This is a genomic window from Pseudomonas sp. AGC41 (assembly GCF_057334555.1).
In genome coordinates this window covers 1-17526 of record NZ_JBHFJB010000084.1, presented here as the reverse complement: position 1 = coordinate 17526, position 17526 = coordinate 1, and the positions used below count along the sequence as shown (strand labels likewise).

The window sequence follows — 17526 nt, the reverse complement described above, 5'->3', positions numbered from 1 at the left end:
CCCTCGGCACAGGTCTGCGTTTCTCTAGAGCGAACAGCGTTAGGCTCTCAGCCTTGCACCGCGAAAACTCATTTCCCCCCAGTCACATCAAGAAACGTCCCCGTCACAAACGACGCCTCTCCACCCGCCAGCCATAAAATCGCCCGTGCCACTTCCTCCGGTTGGCCACCTCGACCCATGGGGATCGAGTCCTTCACCCGATCAACCCGCCCCGGCTCGCCGCCGCTGGCGTGCATTTCGGTGTAGATGTGTCCGGGGCGAATGCAGTTGACGCGTATGCCTTCCCGGGCCACTTCTTTGGCGAGGCCGATGGTGAAGGTTTCCAAGGCGCCTTTTGACGCCGCGTAATCGACATATTCGTTGGGGCTGCCGAGGCGAGCCGATGCCGAGGAGACGTTGATGATCGCGCCGCCCGGGCCGTTATGCCGGTACGCCATGCGCTTCACTGCCTGCTGGGCGCAGAGAATCGGGCCGATGGAATTGACTGCGAAGATGCGCTGCATGCGCTCGAAGCCAAGGTCTTCCAGGCGTGACTGAGCCGACAGGATGCCCGCGTTATTGACCAGGACGTCGATGCGTCCGAACGAGCGGTCGATGGCCGCGAACAGATCGGCGACCTGTTCGGGATCGGCACTGTCGGCGCGCATCGCCAGCGCGCGACGTCCGAGTGCCTCCACATCCGCCGCCACCGCCAGCGCTGCGGGCTCGTTGGCAACGTAGCTGATCGCGACGTCATAGCCTTGTGCGGCGGCTAGCCGCGCGGTGGCGGCGCCCACTCCGCGACTTCCGCCGGTTATCAGGATCAGCGGTGCCTGCGAGTCATTGACCATGGTGAATAGCCCTCCTGAGCAGTTGGCTGTGTCAGCCGATGATGATGGTGCCGCTGACGATCACTACGCACGCCAGGATCCGGCGGGCGGTGAGTGTCTCGCCGAGGAAGATGGCGCCGATCAGCGCTGCAAACAGCACGCTGGTTTCGCGCAATGCCGATACCGCGCCCAGAGGCGCTTCGTTCATGGCGTAGATGACGATTCCATAGGCCAGCAAGGAGACCAGCCCGCCGGCCGCGGCGCTGAATATTCCGGGGCGGACGGAGAACAGGCTGCGTGCGTCGCGCAGGCCGATGTACACCATCGGCATCAGCACGCCCCACAAGGCGCACATCCAGACGGTATAGGCGAGCGGCGCGCCGGAGAGCCTGGCACCGATGCCGTCGACGACGCTATAGGCAGCGATGAAACAGCCGGTGCCCAGCGCGTAGGGCAGGCTGGGCACCGACAGTTTGCGGCCCCTGAAGGCCAGGGAAATGATCCCGCCGGACACCAGCGCAATCCCCAGCAGGACGCCGGGGGCGATGCTTTCTCCGGCGAAGACGGCGCCGCCCAGGGCGATCAGCGCCGGTGATGAGCCACGGGAAATTGGGTAGACCTGCCCCAAGTCGCCGACCCGGTAGCTGCGCACCAGGAACAGGTTGTAGCCGACGTGCAGTACCGCTGAAAGCACCGCATAACCCCAACTGGCGGCGGCCGGTGGCACCATGAATGCGGCGGCGACGACGCAGGTCACGGCGATGGCGATGCACATGATCGTCATTGACCACAGCCGATCGGCGCCGCCACGCAGCAGTGCGTTCCAGCTGGCATGCAGGAGCGCGGCGAAAAGAACCAGTGAGATGATATGGATAGGCATGCGCCATTCTAGGCAGCGCTGATGCCGTACTACAGCGAAGTCTCCTCATCGTTTCATGAGTAAAACCTCATGCATTTTCATAAGCGCGTTGGACGGTCGACGCCTCGCCGATCAACCATTGGCGGAAGCTGACGATATGCGGCTGCGATTCGATGCCCTTGGGACAGACAAAATAGTAGGCCAGCGGTGACGGGAATGGCACGTCGAACAGCCGCACCAGGCGGCCATCGCTGATTTCGCTTTCAACATGGCCGCTGCGCACCAAGGCAACGCCCTGGCCGAGCAGGGCTGCCTCGACCGTCATGTTGGTGTCGCCGAACCTGACGCTTTCCTTGAGCGGCAAGAATTCCAGGCCGACCTTCTCAAACCACATCTCCCATTTCGGCACCAGCTCGGCGCCATCCCGGGTCAGCAACGGGTAGTGCAACAGTTCGGCAGGGCTGCGTGGCGTCCCGAAGCGCTGCAGCAAGTCAGGACTGGCCACCGGAAACACCTGCTCGCCGAAGAGAAATTCCGAATACAAACCGGGGTAGTTGCCCTTGCCGAGCCGGATCGCCACGTCGGCCTGGGCACTGGAGAAGTGGATGATCTTGTCGGTGGTGTCCAGCGAGACCAATAACTCCGGATGCAGGCGGGAGAGATTCGGCAAGCGGGGCAGCAGCCATTTCAGTGCGAAGGAATACGTGGTGCTGACTTCGAGTCGAACCCTGCCTTTCTGCTCGCGCAGATCGCCCAGGGTCGCCTCCAGGCTCATGAAAAATTCGCGGACGATGGGCGCCAGGGTAGCTCCCGCGGCGGTGAGGCGCAGTGACTTGCCACGCTCGAACAATTGCAAGCCCCAAAGGGACTCCAGGTGCTTGAGCTGGTGACTGACCGCGCTTTGGGTGACGTGCAGCTCTTGCGCGGCTGCGGTAAAGGTCGCATGGCGGGTGGCGACTTCAAAGGCGCGTAATGTAGCGGTCGGCGGCAGGTCTCTCATGTGAAGGGTATCCGGCGATTTGAGGATGCGCGTCATGAGCGCTGGCTCATGATAGAACATCGCCGGCGGCTATGAATGGGACGGCTCACGAAGGGATTGCTGATACTGCGCTTCATCGACCTCGGTCAGGCTCGCATAACCGTCGTAGTGGTAGATTCGGTACTTGTCTCGGGCATAACGCTCCGTCAGGAATTCCAAGCTGCCCAGGTCGATACGCTTGGCACTCAGCGGCCGCCGATGGCAGAACAGTTTGCGTGTACCCAATTGCAGGAAATCGGGATGCGGCACGCGAACTTCATCAGGCTTGAACGCCACATCCAGCCACTTGCCCTCCGAGAAGATCAGCGTGGGGCTGATGGCATAGGTACCGAGGATGCGGGTGTCGGAAGGGTGTAGCTTTTTTTTCGCCTCGCCGTAGTAATACACCGCGTCCCGATCCTTGGCCCAACCGTGCCCGCAAGACTCGAAACTGGCCACCTGGGCCTTACGGATCGGCTCCGGGGGATGATAGAAGACCCGGTGGCAGAACACCGTTTTGCCGTCGCTGAGATAGGGGCCGCCGAGTGAGCGGAAGTGCTCAACCGGTTCATGGGAAAACCGTTCGGGTACCTGCGTCTCGGCGTTATGAAACGGGATCAGATAAAGGCCATGGGCGTCGCCGCATAGGTGCGTGTCGAGCAATTGGAAGCTTGCAGCGTCCAGCCCGTTGATAACGCGGCCGTGGAAGTACACCTCGCGGCCTACTTCGAAACCGAGGCCGATGGCTTGTAACGGCGGCGTTTCTGTTTGCGTTTCTGCAGCGTCAGGCGGTACTTGCAAACGGTGCCACCAGTACTCCTGCAGGTGCGGATGAGCCTCGAAGTAGGGCGCCCACGCCTGTTGCATGGCCGCATCGATGATTCCGCCAGAGCCCAGCGGCCCCTTCCTGTCGCCCGCGAGCACAGGTGAGAAGTCCAGGTCATCGCCACAGAGCTGGGTCACGACGAAGCTTTCCACATCGACATCCAGGCGTTTTTGGCGTTTGTAGACGTGTCGATGATCGCGGTAATAATCGAACCCCAAGTGGCGGAAACTCGGGCCATGGGCATCACGCAAACGCGTCCCGGCGGCGTAGACGTACAGGTCATCCACGGCGAAATACTCATCCTCGCTTTCGCTGCTGCCAACCACGCGACCGCACTCGTCGAATGCCGGGTGGCAGTTCTTCAGCAGCCGAAAATCGCCGACGTAGCGCAGGGTCTTGCCGGTCAGGTAATAGGCGCGTTGCCGGTCCTTGGCGTAGCGTTCGTTAAGCACGGTGAAGGTCGCCAGGTCGGCATTGTCGATGCGATAGAAATACTCATAGGCAATGCTCGAACCTTGCTGCGCCTGCACGATGATCGATTGCCCATCGGTTCCCCAGCGTTCGGCGAGCATCCGGAAGTCGTCCGGATTGCTGATCGGCAACGGGGTGCCGTCCTTCTGATGCAGGGGTTTGAATCCCTTGTAGACCTGGCCGTCGATCACTCGATAGGAAGGGTGGTTGCAATAACGCACCCGCGCCGTCGCGCTGGCGATGAATTTGCCTTGAAGAAATATATTCACCCCGTCGCTGAACAGGGCAGAGGCTGCAGTCACCGGGGCTGGCGACGATGCCACCAGGGCCAGGCTGTCGGGCTTTGCCTGGAGGATTTCGGTGATTGCGTATTCGCCGAACCAATAGGTGCCAGACGCATCGCGCCAATACTGGTGGCCAAGGTTTTCCAGGGCCTTGTCGAACCGAAACGCCAGGACCTGGAGCGCGTGATAGCCGTAGCGCTGTTGGTAGGCGGGAAGCAGGTAATAGTCGCGCAAGGCGTCACGCAAAACCCAGGGGTTGCGTCGATGTCGCCAGACCGGCTGGCCGGCAACCAGAGGCGAGGGCGGATAGCGCCCGTCACTGGCAGCTTTCGCTATCGCGTCGGGGTGTGCGCCTTCAGGGTCGAGCAGGATGTACACGTCTGGCACTTGTCCGTCGCCCAGTAGCACGCCCTCCAGGAAGGCGAAACCTTGATGCCATTCGAGATCAAGCGGCTCCCACTCAGCAAGATCTGCCTCTATGTCTGTCATGTGATTGCGACCTGAGTGACGGGTTGTGGGCCAATGATCACGGTTTTACATGCCAGAAGCACACCGTTCAGCTATGAATCGGCAGGCTCACCCCGAAAAGTACGAAAAAGCCGCCGCAGACTTTATTGAATCGACGCCCGGTTCGGGCCAGCCAGGGTCTGACCCGGTGCGCTGCGCTGGCTACACCGAACTCAACGATAAACTCGACGACCGCGTAAGTCAGCGCGATGGCCAACGTCTGCGCGATGATGTTCCGGTGCGGATCCAGAAACGGCGGAATGAATGCGGTAAACAGCAGCAGCGCCTTGGGATTGGAAATGGCCGATACCAACCCTTGGCGGAACAGCGACCAACCACTGAAGCTGTCTGTAGCGGGCGCCTCGAGACTGACGGGAGGCGATCGCCACAGATTGAAGCCCAGCCAGATCAGATAGAGCCCGCCGATGATTTTCAACGCCGTGAACCAGGTAACTGAAGCCTGGATCAGCGCACCCAGGCCCAGGGCGCAAAGCGTCAGCACGAGGGCAAAGCCGAGGACGCCGCCGGTGATGGTGAACAGCGTTTTGCGGCTGCCGTGAATGGCGCCGTGGGTCAGCGCCAACAAGGCATTCGGACCTGGCACTACCGCTATGCCGCAGCAAGTCACCAGATAGAGCAACCAGGTATCAAACGGCATGATCCGATCCAGATGGGTTGATTCTGACTTGCATCCTGCGGGGGAACAGTGCTCATGGAAAGCGCATAATTCACGTCGTAGCCATTCGATTAACGAATAGAGGATAACCACGATGCCTGCCAGCGATTTGCAGACCGATTGGCTCAAGTGTTTCGTGGCAGTGGTGGACGCGGGTTCGCTGTCGGGGGCCGCTCACGAGGTCAACAGATCCCAGTCCGCCGTCAGCATGCAGATGAAAAAGCTCGAGGCCGCGCTGGGGCGGCAGTTATTGAGCCGTGGCCCGCGACATCTTCACCTGACCGCTGATGGCCAGACGCTACTGGGCTATGCCCGGCGTATTCTGGCGCTGCATGCGGAAACCCAGGCGGCTTTTCATGGCGAAGAGTTGACCGGACGAATCCGTCTGGGTGTCGCCGAGGACTACGCGGCGAAGTACCTCACACCCGTTCTGAAGCTTTTTTCGCCGCGCTACGCGGGTGTGGAAATCGAACTGAATTGTGAACAGTCGACCGCGCTGATCCCGCGTGTACGCAGCGGCGATCTTGATCTGGCGCTGGTGTCGAGGGACTCGCCTCAGAGCGGTACCTTCCTGTTCAAGGAGCCCATGGTCTGGGTGGGCTCACCCCAGTTCGAACTGTGGAGGCGCGACCCGGTGCCTATCGCCGTCTACGAAAGCGAAAGCCTAGCCCGGCGTTACGCAGTGGATTCGCTGACCCAGCAGGGGCGCCGATTCAAAGTGGTGTACAACAGCTCCAGTCTGGCGGGACAGGTCGCCGCCGTTGAGGGTGGCCTTGCGATTGCCGCGATCACGCAGTGCACGGTGCAGCCATCGCTTCACGTCCTGAGTAGCGAGCACGGCTTGGGAAACATCGAATCCATGGAGGTTTCGATACTCCGTAGCCGAGCTTCTCGCGGGTCCAAGGCGGTCAACAGCCTTCATGCTTTTATCATCAGAGCGCTCAGAGCCCAGGTGTAGTCATGGGGGGCGAGGTTGATCGCAAAAAAGCTTAGACTCAGAACCCTTTCATCAGGGCGAGAACAGCATGGTCATCGACAGGAAAATCAACGCAGCGGCCGTGCGGCTGCATTCGCTGGATCCCCTTGATTCGGCCCTTGAGCTCCTGCATTTCGGCTTTCGTGGCCTGACCGCGGCGGCCGATACTTTTCTGGAAACCCAGGGGCTGTCGCGGGTGCACCATCGCATCCTGTATGTCATTGCCCGTGCCGACGAGGTCAGCGTTGGCGATCTGGCGACCACGCTGGGCATCAGCAAGCAGGCGGTGCACCGCCCCTTGAGCCATATGTTTGAGCGTCAACTGGTGGGTTATACGCGCCAGCCGGAACGCCATCGTTTCAAACTGCTGGCCCTCACCGAACAAGGCCAGGCGCTGGAGCACCAGGCTTCCGAACTGGAGCGCCAGACGTTGCGCCAGGCATTTGCCCAGACCGACACCGTAGGCCAGGAGGCCTGGACAAAAGTCATGCAGGCCTTGGCCGAGCGCCTCAACTGACTTCTCAGGTGATGCGGTCGCGCACCATGATGCATTTGGCCAGCGGCTGGACCAGGGCTTCGGTGGCCTCCTCGCACGACACCACGGTCGGGCTCACCAGCAGCGGATCGCAGCGCCCGCTGCCAACCAGCTCGAATACCTTCGGGATATGCGGGCGGACATTGCAGACCCCTACTGACAGCGTTACATCGCGCAAATACATGCCGAACAAGGGAATCTTCGGGTCCTCAAAGATGATGCCAATGCATGAACAATGCCCGCCAGGTGCGAGGGCCAGCAAGCCCCGGTGCAACGCCTGCGGGTCGCGTGTAGCGGACAGTACCACGTCGTAACGCTCATCCAGTTCCTGGCCGGGTTCGACATTGGCGCCGCTGCGTTGGGCCAGGTCGAGTCGGTAGGGATTGTCGTCCAGATAATCGACGCTTGCCGCGCCTGCGGCCACCGCCATCTGCACCGCCAGCACCCCCAGGCTTTCCGTACCACCGACCACCAGCACGCGGGCATCCGGGCGAGAGGCGAGCGGTCGGCTGGCGGCGACCCAGGCGTCGGTCAGATTGTCGCTGGCGCTGGCCACTGCCAACGGATTCAGGCCGGGTGGCAGCGGCACCAGCATCGCATCGGCGAATGGCACCAGGACCACTTCGGAAAACAGTCCGCCCCAGTGGCCGCCAGCGGGTACGCCGAAGGCCGCATGTCGAGCCACGGCGGTGCAAGCGGTGGCTCGGCCAGCGAGGCACTGGCGACACTCGCCGCAGGCGATTTTCCAAGGCACCGACACCAGATCGCCGCGGCGCACCCCAGTGACCTCTTCGCCCACCTCCAGGACTTCGGCCACGCATTCATGGCCCAAGGCAAAGGGCGGCTTGAATGGAGTAAGGCCGGCAATCAAGCGCCGGTCAAGATCGCAGGAGGCCGAAGCGATGGGCCGCACCAATGCGCTGCGCGGGCTGGCCAGTGTCGGTGACGGCACGTTCACCCATACCAGCTGGCCGGGGCTTTGAACGACAAGCTCTTTCACAGTGATGCTCCTTCGCAAGGTCTTGTCGCTAAGCTATAGGGCGCGCACTTGTTACGTCAACAATGTTGATTTGACAAAAGCCACGCCATTCTGGCCAGCCACGAACCGTCCAGCACCGGAACATTTTCGCTGTGAAGCGTCAGGCTTTGTAGCGCTCGGCAACCGCCGATTGCTTGATTTCCGCCAGCAGTCCCTGCCGCGCCGCCTGCAACGCATCCCAGCGCGCGCCGTCCTGCAACGGTGGAATGGTCACGCCTTCGCGGCGATCGAAGCCGACCAGTGCGGCATCCACCAGGTCGCTCACTTCCATGATTTCACTCAGCGTATTGATGTCGATGCCGGCGCGTTCCCAGATTTCGGTACGGGTGGCTGCCGGCAGCACCGCTTGGACATAGACGCCTTTGGGTGAAAGCTCGAGGCTGAGCCCTTGGGAGAGGAACAGCACGAAGGCCTTGGTTGCGCCGTAGACCGACATGCCGAATTCCGGTGCCAGGCCGACCACCGAGCCGATGTTGATGATTGCGCCTTCGCCAGCGTTTGCCAGGCGCGGGGCGATGGCGCTGGCGAGTCGAACCAGCGCGGTAGTGTTGAGCGCAACGAGGTGCGCAACGCTGTCGGTGGTCTGTTCGATGAAACTGCCGGACTGGGCGGCGCCGGCGTTGTTGATCAGGATGCCGATGCTGTCATCATCGCGCAGGCGGACCTCGACCTTGTGCAGATCACCGGTTTGGGTGAGGTCGGCCTGGAGCACATCGACGCTGACGTTGTGCTCGTTGCGCAGTTCGCTTGCCAGCGCTTCCAGCCGTGCGTTGTCACGGGCTACCAGCACCAGATCGTGGCCGCGTTGGGCGAAGCGCTTGGCATAGACCGCGCCGATGCCGGTGGAGGCGCCAGTGATGAGGACGGTTTTGCGAGTGGTCATGGTGTCGGTCTCTTGAGAGGGTTGGAATGTGCGATCACGTCAAACTACGGGTGCTGGCTCGGTAACCGTCGGGTAGTCAGTTTCGTACCGCTTGTTTCTAGGATGATGACCGAAATCTAAACTGTCAACGAATTTGATTATGCTCGGCATCTATGTATGATGAGGGCTTGATTCGAGCGGCCACGAGGCATACGCATATGAGAGTGACCAAGGCCCAGGCACAGGCAAACCGCGAGCACATCGTCGAGACGGCGTCGGTGTTGTTTCGCGAGCGCGGTTTTGACGGAATAGGCGTGGCGGACCTGATGGCCGCTGCGGGTTTTACCCATGGCGGCTTCTACAAACACTTCGGGTCGAAGGCCGACCTGATGGCTGAGGCTTCCGCGAACAGCCTTTCGCAGTCGCTGGCCAGCGCTGGCGAGCTGGATGTAGCTGGATTTTTTGCGATGTATCTATCCAGGGAACACCGCGACGCGCGGGGTCACGGTTGCACGATGGCGGCGTTGTGCGGGGATGCGGCGCGTCAGTCAGACGAGTTGAAAGCGACTTTCGCCAGCGGCGTGGAAAGCACCCTGGCTTCGCTTGAGGAAAAACTCGCGACGCAAGAGGAAGGGGGAAGGGCGAAGATGCTTGGCCTGCTCGCCCAGGCTATCGGCGCGATCATGCTCTCGCGCGCGTGCCCGGACGATGCTCCGTTGGCTGGCGAAATACTTGAGGTCTGCCGAGCACAGATCCTGGCGTCCCTGCCAGCATCGGAGCCATGAAAAACCAGCGGTAGCGCAGCACGTGCTACCGCAGTCTGGATCAGAAAATGAACTTGAACAGGGCAATGACCACGATCAGGCCGATCAGGAAAATGATCCCAACGGTACCACCAAGAAATTTCAACATGAGGACGCTCTCTTCAGATGGGCTTAGTGTTCTAGACCCCTGGCGAGCGCGCGCGGTTCGTTAAATTTTCGAATGATTGGCCGCAGGCTTTCAGTGAACCGCCAGTGACCTCGGGACGGAAACGTATTCGAACTTCGAAACGGTCTTGATCCAGTACCGCCGATACTCGGTCTTGTCCGGCGCCAGCGGTTTATGGCTTGACCAACGGTTTTCCGCCTTCAGGCTGGCGCGATACGCCTCCCATTCCTTTTGCTCGGCCACTTCCCGGGCTTTGTTTCTATCATCGAACCAACCGAGGACGTACGCATCGCTCTGGTCGGTGCCGCTCGCTATCAGCAGATATATGTCTGTCATTACCGGTTCCCGCCGCAATCCAGCCACCCAGTCGCTGGGCTCTTGTGAGGGTTATCGGCCGCGGCTCCGGTTTTTGAAGCTGCTTGATAAGCGGTCGAGGGTTTGCTGCGCCACTGCTCAATCGTCCTCGGTCTGCGCAAGGTAAGCCATCAACCATTCGCGGAAGCGATTGACACTTTGCCGGTTCGGCACCTGTCCCAAGGGTTCCAGCAGGCAAAATTGCGCATCGGTGCGCAAGAGGCTGGAGGTCGGGCGAACAAGGTGGCCGGTCTGCAAATGGTCACCGAGCAACCTCGACCAGGCCAGCGCAACGCCTTGGCCCGCCAGTGCGGACTGGATCAGCATCGAGTAGCTGTTGATGTTGATCCGCCGACGAGGCTCCGGCGCCTGGTGGCCCAGGCGTCGGAACCATTGCTTCCAGCCGATCCAGTCCCGATGCTGGTCCTCAAGCCATAACCAGGTGCAGGCGCCGAGCTGTTCGAGCTTGCCGGCCTCGGGATGCTGCGCCAGGTACGCCGGGCTGCATACCGGGAAAATCTCTTCGCTGAACAGCGTGGTGACCTTCATATTGTTGGGCGGCTTGCTGCAGTAATACAGCGCCAGATCGCAATCGAGTCGGGAAAAGTCCTCGACCTGGTCGGTGGCGATGATGCGCAGGTCGATTTCTTCGTGCTGGCGCTGAAACTCCGAAACAAGCGGGAGCAGCCACAGGGATGCCATCGCCGTACTGGTGACCACGGTGACTTGCTGCGCGCCTTGCCAATGCCGAACGCCAGCCGTGGCGCGGGCGATCTGCTGCAACGTATCGCGAATGCTTTCGTGGTACTGGCTGCCTGTCGCAGTGAGGTTGATCTCACGGGTCGTACGGATGAACAGCGCCGTGCCCAGGTAATCTTCGAGCAGGCGTATCTGGCGGCTGATGGCGCCCTGGGTGACGTTCAGTTCACGAGCCGCCACGGTGAAACTCCGGTGGCGAGCAGCGGCCTCGAACGCCACCAGGCTGTTGAGCGGCGGCAACGGTTGCAGTTTCATCGGGCTGGGTCACTGTCTTGTTTGGGGGCAGGCGCAGGGTGATTGTGCAGAAGCCTACGCGCAGTGACTAGCGGATCAGGCGTGACGGCTAGAGATCGATGATCAGATTGGAGGTCGGCTTGCTGCAGCAGAGCAAGCGCAGGCCTTTGTCGATCTCCCGTTGGCGGATGCCGCCGTTGTGGTTCATGTCCACCGTTCCCTCCAGTAGGGCGGTCTTGCAGGTGCCACAAATGCCCTGGCTGCATGAGGAGGGCACGATCGCCCCGGCTTTTTTTGCCGCGCTCAGCACGGTCTGGTTGCCGGGCATGCTGAAGGTCTTGCCCGAGCGCGACAGGGTGACGGTGAACAGCTGTTGCTGGTCGAGTGAAGGGGCCTGCTCAATCAACGGTTCGTCATTCAGCACCGCGATATCGAAGCTCTCCTGGTGATAGTGGCGAAAATCGAACGCCGCTTCCCTGAGCAGCGCCTTGACCGCTTCCATGTAGCCCTGAGGCCCACAAGTGAAGACTTCCCGCTCGTGGTAGTCCGGCACTTGCTGGCTCAACAGAGGCAGATCGAGCCGACCGAGCGGCTGCTGCCACTGGCTGGCAGCGCCAAGCCCTTCGCAAATACCGATGACCCGCAGGCCGGGCATATCGGCCTGCATTCGCGTCAGTTCGTCATGGAAAATGATATCCGCCGGCGTACGGGCGCTGTGCAGGAACACGATGTCGAGATTGGCCGCCATGTCGCAGGCAGCGCGGGTCATCGACATCAAGGGCGTCACGCCGGAACCGGCCGACAGGTACAGCAGTTTTGTCGCCGGATGACCCACCGGTGTGAAACTGCCCGCCGGGCCGGATGCCCTGAGGTTGTCTCCCGGTTCGAGATGGTCATGCAGCCAGTTCGAGACCACGCCACCCGGCACGCGCTTGACCGTAATCGAAAAGGTGAACGGGCGCGTGGGTGAGGACGACAGCGTGTAGCAGCGCGCGATGGTTTGCCCACCGATGACCGGCGACAGCGTGAGGAATTGCCCCGGCTCGAAGCTCAACGCAGTGAAGTCCGCGCACTGGAAGACGAACGTCTTTACGTCATGGGTTTCCTCGCGCACGGCGCAACATGACAAGGTTTTCTGCTCGCCGCTGTGCCATTGCGAGCCATAGGCGGCCCAGGTCGTCGGGTCGGTAAAACGTTGGAGGCGCGTCAGCTTTTCGTAAGTCGTCATGTCCATCCCTCACACGCCATGGGCGGCCAGACGCGCCGCGTACCAGCGAGAAAACTGGTCGACATAGGTTTCGGTAAACGCCGAGAACGGTCCGGGCGAGTAGGCTGGGTCCTGGGTGCCGCTGTGGGTGATGCCGACCAGGTTGGCGTCCTGGAGATTGGTCGCCGCCCAGACTTCGGTCAGTCTATCCACTTGGTAGTCCACGCCTTCGATGGCATCGGCGTGCACCAGCCATTTGGTCCGCACCAGGGTTTTATCGGGCGCCAGCGGGATGATGTAGGACACCACCGCGTGGTCGCTCATGATGTGGGTCCATGAGTTGTGGGTCCACAAGTGCAGGTCGCCCAGATCGCGCCGGGTGAGGTCGCCAAACAGCCGGGTGCAGGCGACGCGGGTATCGAGGGTCTGGGATTCACCGTTGCCGGCGATGGCCAGGCGCTGGGTGCGGAACTGAGTCACCGCGTCCTCGCCCAGGTGCTCGACGGCCTCACAGAGGTAGCCTTGGTTTTCCCAGTCTTGCCTGGTATCGGCGTTGCGCTGGTGATATTCCTTGAGTGCCAGGAGCGAGTCCTCGCCCAGTCCGTCGGTGCAGAAGCCGAAGTCTTCCGGCAGGAACGACGCGGTCAATTCGGGGTGAGTGGCGGCGCAGTGATAACACTCGCGATTGTTCTCGATCACCAGTTTCCAATTGCCGTTTTCGATGATTTCCGACTCGTAGGCGATCTTCGAATGGCTGAGATCGTACTGAGCGAAACGCGGGGTCATGACCTGGTCGAGGTACAGGATGTCTTCCGGCGGCTCGTCACTCAGGCAGACGAATACATGGGCACCGACCACGCGGGTGTGGACCGGGATCAGGCTCTTGCACCCCGGGTCGAAATCCTTGCCCATGTGCGCGGCATGTTTCAGGCTGCCGTCCAGGTCGTACGTCCACTGGTGGTAGGGACACACCAGCATGCCCACCGTCGATTTGCCGGCCTGTTTCAAGCGCGCCCCACGGTGACGGCAGACATTGCGGAACGCCTGCACATGCTCGTCATCATCGCGGACCAGGATGATCGAGGATTTGCCGATATCGATCGTCGAAACATCGCCGGGTTCGGCAACGTCGCTGGTGACACCCACCAGAATCCAGTGTTTGGTAAAGAAGACATCGACGTCGGTTGCAAAAATATCCTCGCGGCCGAACAGACCGCCGGGCATGCCATGGCCCGGGGTGCGGTCGGCAAGCAGTTCACGATGGGTTTTCAGGGTTGGGTTCATCGTCGATCTCACTCAAGGCAAATGATCGGTGGTTGGCGGACAAGCAGTGCTGCTGGAAAAACGGATTTCGTCTGTTCAAGCCACCGAAGGCTCTGGTAAGGGCTCGGATAAAACCGGGCGCGACAGGTCATGCCCGAGCAATGCGCGATACAGTTCCGTATCGCCCAGTACGCCGACGACGGTCTGGTCTTTATCGAGCACGATCAATGGATGTCCTGTTTCGTAGCGGATACGCAGCGCCTCGCGCATGCCGGTATCCATCGGCACCGAGGTGACCAGGCGGCGCAACGGCGCGCTGGCCTCGCTGCGCTTCCAGTGCTGCAGCGGCTGGGGCGCGGCGCCGCGGCGTACGCTGGCCAATCCTCTCGATGCGTTCAGCGCAACCCAGAGGTTCTGCACCGTATCCAGGCAATATTCGCCCTGGGCGGATATGCACTGGTCCAACGGGGTCATCAGGCTTCCCGCACAGAGCACATTCAATGGGTTGGTGTGGGCGACGAAGTTGCGCACGTAGTCGTCGGCCGGCTTCAGCACGATCTCCTCGGGTTTGCTGTACTGGATGATCTTGCCGTCTTTCATGATGGCGATCCGTGTTCCCAGCTTGAGGGCTTCGTCCAGGTCATGGCTGACGAAGACGATGGTCTTGTGCAACTTGCGCTGCAGGTCGAGCAGTTCGTCCTGCAGCCCTTGGCGAATCAGCGGATCGAGGGCCGAGAAAGGTTCGTCCATCAGCAGGATATCGGCGTCCATCGCCAGGGCACGGGCCAGGCCGACCCGCTGCTGCATGCCGCCGGACAATTCGTCGGGCTTCTTGTTGCGCCATTGGGTCAAGCCCACCAGTTCGAGCTTTTCGTCGACCAGCTTGCGTCGCTCCCTCTCGGGGCGGCGTTGCATTTCGAGGCCGAAACCGATGTTCTCGCGCACGGTCAGCCAGGGCATCAGGGCGAATTTCTGGAAGACCATGGCGATGCGTCGGGTGCGCATCATTTTCAGCTCGGCCGGCGTGCAGGCGGCGATGTCGATCTGTCGGCCCTCGTGCTCGACGAACAACTTGCCGCGACTCACCGTGTTCAAGCCATTGATGCAGCGCAACAGGCTCGATTTGCCGGAGCCGGACAGGCCCATCAGCACGCAGATTTCACCTTTGTTGATGTCGAGATTGGCCTTCTCCACGCCGACGATCAGGCCGGTTTGTTGCAGAATCTCCGGGCGCGAAAATCCCTGGTCGAGCAGCTCCAGCGCCGGCTTCGGGCGCTTGGCGAAGATGACGTCGACGTCTTCGAAACGAATGATGCTCATGCGTCACCTCTTTTCACGGTTTCGCGCGGGTAATCCCGGCGGCGATGCTCGGCATCGCATGGGGCAGCTCGATGCGTGCCAGCAGCTGGCGACGCGAGCAGCCGAAGGCTTTGCCGGCGTCCATCAGTTCTTGAGGCACATCGCGCACGCCCAGGTAGGTCAGGCGGATTGGCGCGGCAATGGCGAAGACCACCGTGGAAATCAATCCCGGAACCACGCCGAGGCCGAACAGCGTCAAGGTCGGGATCAGGTAGACGAAAGTCGGGACGGTCTGCATCAGGTCGAGCACCGGTCGCAGGGTTGCGTAGAACCAGGGACGATGCGCCGCGACGATGCCCAGCGGCACGCCGATGATGACGCACACCAGCGTGGCGAATGTCACCTGGGCCAGGGTCTCCATGGTTTCCTGCCAGTAGCCCAGGTTGAAGATCAACAGGAACGACAGGGCGACGAAAAGCGTCAGGCTTACCTTGCGTTGAATGTAATAAGCGCAGAGGGCCAGCAGCCCGATCAGGGCCAGCGGGTTGAACCAGAGCAGGGCGCTGGTAAAGACCGAAATGACTTCGGAAAGCGAAAGCGAAATGGCGTCGAAGACATCGGCGCCATGTTGGGTCAGCCATTCGACGTATCGGGCGATGTACTCACCCAGCGGGAGTTTTTCTTGTGCGGTCCACATAAGGCGGCTCGTTTTTGTTCTGGTTTGCCTGGAGCAGATACTCATCCGGGCGTGCGGTGCTGACAAACCATTTAAAGTCAGCGGCTCATGAGCTTTTGTCATCAATCTTGCCTGGCTGCGGGCGCACAACCCGCGCTGCGTTGAGCAACTGTACTCAGGTGTACATTGAGCGGGCATCCGAGTACATTCGCGTTACGTATGTTCAACAAGGTGGATGCAAGATGCCCCAGGTAGGGAAGGCGCGCGGCAAGGCCCAGGACGCCGGCTGGCGAGGGTCGCCCGAAGGCTGGCTGGAAGCAGCCTACGAGGCCTTGAAGGAGTCCGGCATCGACGCGGTCAGGGTCATGCCGCTGGCCAAGCGTTTGGGCTTGTCACGCACCAGCTTCTATTGGTTCTTCGAGGATCGTGAGCAGTTGTTGGCGGCTTTGCTGTCGCGCTGGCGCGAGACCAACACCGGTGGCTTGATCCGGCAAAGCGAGAGCTACGCCGAGAGCATTTCCGAGGCGATCCTGAATGTCTTCGAATGCTGGCTCAATCCGCAATTGTTCGATTCGCAATTCGAATTCGCCGTGCGCAGCTGGGCGCTCCAGTCCGCTGAAGTGGCCCAGGAAGTCGCCATCGTCGACGAGCAGCGAATGGGTGCCCTGGCGAGCATGTTCAAGCGCTTTGGTTATGACAGCCAGGGCGCCGACGCACGGGCCCGGACGATCTACCTGACCCAGATCGGCTACATCACCATGAACACCAGCGAGCTGATCACCGTGCGTTTCCAGCGCATCCCGCATTACGTGAGCATTTTCACCGGCAAAGTACCCAAGCAGCGCGAGCTGGATCGTTTCTACGGCAAATTCGGCTACGCCGAAAAAGAGCCGGGGATCTTTGTTCCGTTGGCGGAAACCTTTGAAGAGACGGCTGGAAAATGAGCGCGCCGACGCTGGGCATCATTGGCGGAACGGGCTGGCTGGGCGGGGCGATTGCCAAGGCTGTGTTGGCGCAGGCGCTGTTGCCGGCAGGTAACCTGGTTATTTCCAATCGCTCGGGTGTCCATCCTTTGGCGCAACAAGGCGTTTATCTCGTCACGGACAACCAGGCGCTGGTGGACCGCAGCGACGTGATCATCATCGCGGTGCGCCCCGAGCAGTTCGCCGGCCTCAGCCTCAACGCGTCTGGCAAGACAGTCATTTCATTGATGGCCGGGATCACCGCGCAGGCCATTGCCGCCCGGACTTCGGCTTTGACGGTGCTGCGGGCGATGCCCAACGCGGCGGTGGAGATCGGGCAGTCGTTTACGCCTTGGTATTGCGCGGGTGTGGTGGATGCGCAGATCAAAGGCCTGGTTCAACGCTTGTTCGAATGCGTGGGCACGGCTGCCGAGGTCGAGGAGGAAGATTTCATCGATTACCTCTCCGCGCTTTCCGGCACCGGCCCGGCCTTTCCCGCCTTGCTCATGACAGCCCTGGCGAATCAGGCGATGAATGCCGGAATCCCCGCCGAAATTGCGCAGCTTGCCGCAAAAAATGTCGTGGTCAACAGCAGCCAGTTACTGGCCAGCCATGACGCCCGGCAGATGATCGAAGCCCTGGTCGCCTACCGCGGCGTGACCGCCGCCGCGCTGCAGGTACTGACCGACGGGCATTTCGAGGAGCAGGTGGGGAAGGCATTGCAAGCCGGTGCCGCGGTCGCCCGCCAGGGCCTGCAAGCCTGATTCACTGATCAGACCTGTGGGAGCGAGCCTGCTCGCGATGGCGTCAGCCAGCCCAACATCCCTGTCACTGAACCACCGCCATCGCGAGCAAGCTCGCTCCCACATTTGGATCTTTATCAATCACTAGATTGCTGTACAACAAAGAACCCTGTGGGAGCGAGCTGCTCGCGATGGCGTCAGTCAGTCCAACATCCTTGTCACTGAACCACCGTCTTG

General features: G+C 61.1%; 18 protein-coding genes and 1 pseudogene. 5 read left to right on the top strand and 14 right to left on the bottom strand.

Translation table 11 applies throughout. The features are described 5' to 3' along the window. Positions 1–68: 68 nt before the first annotated feature. From ACE04F_RS15360 to ACE04F_RS15340, 5 genes are all read right to left on the bottom strand, one after another. A complete protein-coding gene (locus tag ACE04F_RS15360) occupies positions 69–830 on the bottom strand; it encodes an SDR family oxidoreductase (RefSeq protein ID WP_486107954.1) in 762 nt (253 codons plus the stop codon). Positions 831–861: 31 nt separating this feature from the next. Next, positions 862–1689: an EamA family transporter gene (locus ACE04F_RS15355; protein ID WP_486107952.1), complete on the bottom strand. Its 828-nt coding sequence runs from the start codon at positions 1687–1689 to the stop codon at positions 862–864. A gap of 67 nt (positions 1690–1756) precedes the next feature. Further along, positions 1757–2668, bottom strand: coding sequence for a transcriptional regulator GcvA (gene gcvA / locus ACE04F_RS15350; protein ID WP_305495621.1), 912 nt, complete (start codon positions 2666–2668; stop codon positions 1757–1759). Between the two features lie 69 nt (positions 2669–2737). Further along, entirely contained in the window at positions 2738–4756 is a 2019-nt protein-coding gene (locus ACE04F_RS15345; protein WP_486107950.1) for a DKNYY domain-containing protein, read from the bottom strand. 67 nt (positions 4757–4823) lie between these two features. Next, positions 4824–5432: a LysE family translocator gene (locus ACE04F_RS15340; RefSeq protein WP_486108009.1), complete on the bottom strand. Its 609-nt coding sequence runs from the start codon at positions 5430–5432 to the stop codon at positions 4824–4826. A gap of 112 nt (positions 5433–5544) precedes the next feature. Here ACE04F_RS15340 and ACE04F_RS15335 point away from each other — a divergent pair, with 112 nt between their 5' ends. Beyond that, positions 5545–6408, top strand: a complete 864-nt coding sequence (locus tag ACE04F_RS15335; protein WP_486107948.1) for a LysR family transcriptional regulator — start codon at positions 5545–5547, stop codon at positions 6406–6408. Between the two features lie 67 nt (positions 6409–6475). Then, positions 6476–6943, top strand: a complete 468-nt coding sequence (locus ACE04F_RS15330) for a MarR family winged helix-turn-helix transcriptional regulator (RefSeq protein ID WP_486107946.1) — start codon at positions 6476–6478, stop codon at positions 6941–6943. Positions 6944–6947: 4 nt separating this feature from the next. Here ACE04F_RS15330 and ACE04F_RS15325 read toward each other — a convergent pair whose 3' ends face one another. Next, complete coding sequence (locus tag ACE04F_RS15325; protein WP_486107944.1) at positions 6948–7961, bottom strand: zinc-dependent alcohol dehydrogenase; 1014 nt, start codon at positions 7959–7961, stop codon at positions 6948–6950. A gap of 139 nt (positions 7962–8100) precedes the next feature. Beyond that, positions 8101–8883, bottom strand: a complete 783-nt coding sequence (locus ACE04F_RS15320) for an SDR family NAD(P)-dependent oxidoreductase (protein ID WP_486107942.1) — start codon at positions 8881–8883, stop codon at positions 8101–8103. A gap of 197 nt (positions 8884–9080) precedes the next feature. Between ACE04F_RS15320 and ACE04F_RS15315 the strand changes: the two genes are divergently transcribed. Continuing rightward, positions 9081–9647: a TetR/AcrR family transcriptional regulator gene (locus ACE04F_RS15315; protein WP_486107940.1), complete on the top strand. Its 567-nt coding sequence runs from the start codon at positions 9081–9083 to the stop codon at positions 9645–9647. 40 nt (positions 9648–9687) lie between these two features. Here the strand turns inward: ACE04F_RS15315 and ACE04F_RS15310 are convergent, their stop codons facing one another. The 7 genes and pseudogenes from ACE04F_RS15310 to ACE04F_RS15280 all read right to left on the bottom strand — a co-directional run. After that, positions 9688–9774 (bottom strand): small membrane protein YohP, encoded by an 87-nt coding sequence (locus tag ACE04F_RS15310; RefSeq protein ID WP_442087941.1) that lies wholly within the window; start codon positions 9772–9774, stop codon positions 9688–9690. Between the two features lie 90 nt (positions 9775–9864). Beyond that, positions 9865–10128 carry a hypothetical protein gene (locus ACE04F_RS15305; RefSeq protein WP_305495615.1) on the bottom strand — a complete coding sequence of 88 codons (264 nt, stop codon included), beginning with the start codon at positions 10126–10128 and terminating at the stop codon, positions 9865–9867. Positions 10129–10245: 117 nt separating this feature from the next. Next, the gene (locus tag ACE04F_RS15300; RefSeq protein WP_486107938.1) at positions 10246–11160 is read right to left on the bottom strand and encodes a LysR substrate-binding domain-containing protein; all 915 of its coding nucleotides are present in this window, start codon (positions 11158–11160) and stop codon (positions 10246–10248) included. Between the two features lie 88 nt (positions 11161–11248). Further along, complete coding sequence (locus tag ACE04F_RS15295) at positions 11249–12367, bottom strand: FAD-binding oxidoreductase (protein ID WP_486107936.1); 1119 nt, start codon at positions 12365–12367, stop codon at positions 11249–11251. Positions 12368–12376: 9 nt separating this feature from the next. Continuing rightward, complete coding sequence (locus ACE04F_RS15290) at positions 12377–13630, bottom strand: aromatic ring-hydroxylating oxygenase subunit alpha (protein WP_486107934.1); 1254 nt, start codon at positions 13628–13630, stop codon at positions 12377–12379. Between the two features lie 75 nt (positions 13631–13705). Then, entirely contained in the window at positions 13706–14929 is a 1224-nt protein-coding gene (gene choV / locus ACE04F_RS15285) for a choline ABC transporter ATP-binding protein (RefSeq protein WP_486107932.1), read from the bottom strand. A 25-nt stretch (positions 14930–14954) separates the two neighbouring features. Next, a pseudogene (locus ACE04F_RS15280) lies at positions 14955–15605 on the bottom strand (ABC transporter permease subunit); the annotation flags it as partial. 221 nt (positions 15606–15826) lie between these two features. Between ACE04F_RS15280 and ACE04F_RS15275 the strand changes: the two are divergent. Together ACE04F_RS15275 and ACE04F_RS15270 are read left to right on the top strand one after the other, a co-directional pair. Then, on the top strand, positions 15827–16528 hold the full coding sequence (locus ACE04F_RS15275) for a TetR/AcrR family transcriptional regulator (RefSeq protein WP_486107930.1): 702 nt from the start codon (positions 15827–15829) through the stop codon (positions 16526–16528). Further along, positions 16525–17310: a pyrroline-5-carboxylate reductase family protein gene (locus ACE04F_RS15270; RefSeq protein WP_486107928.1), complete on the top strand. Its 786-nt coding sequence runs from the start codon at positions 16525–16527 to the stop codon at positions 17308–17310. Before ACE04F_RS15275 ends, ACE04F_RS15270 begins: the two co-directional genes overlap by 4 nt. The last annotated feature ends 216 nt before the right edge of the window (positions 17311–17526 follow it).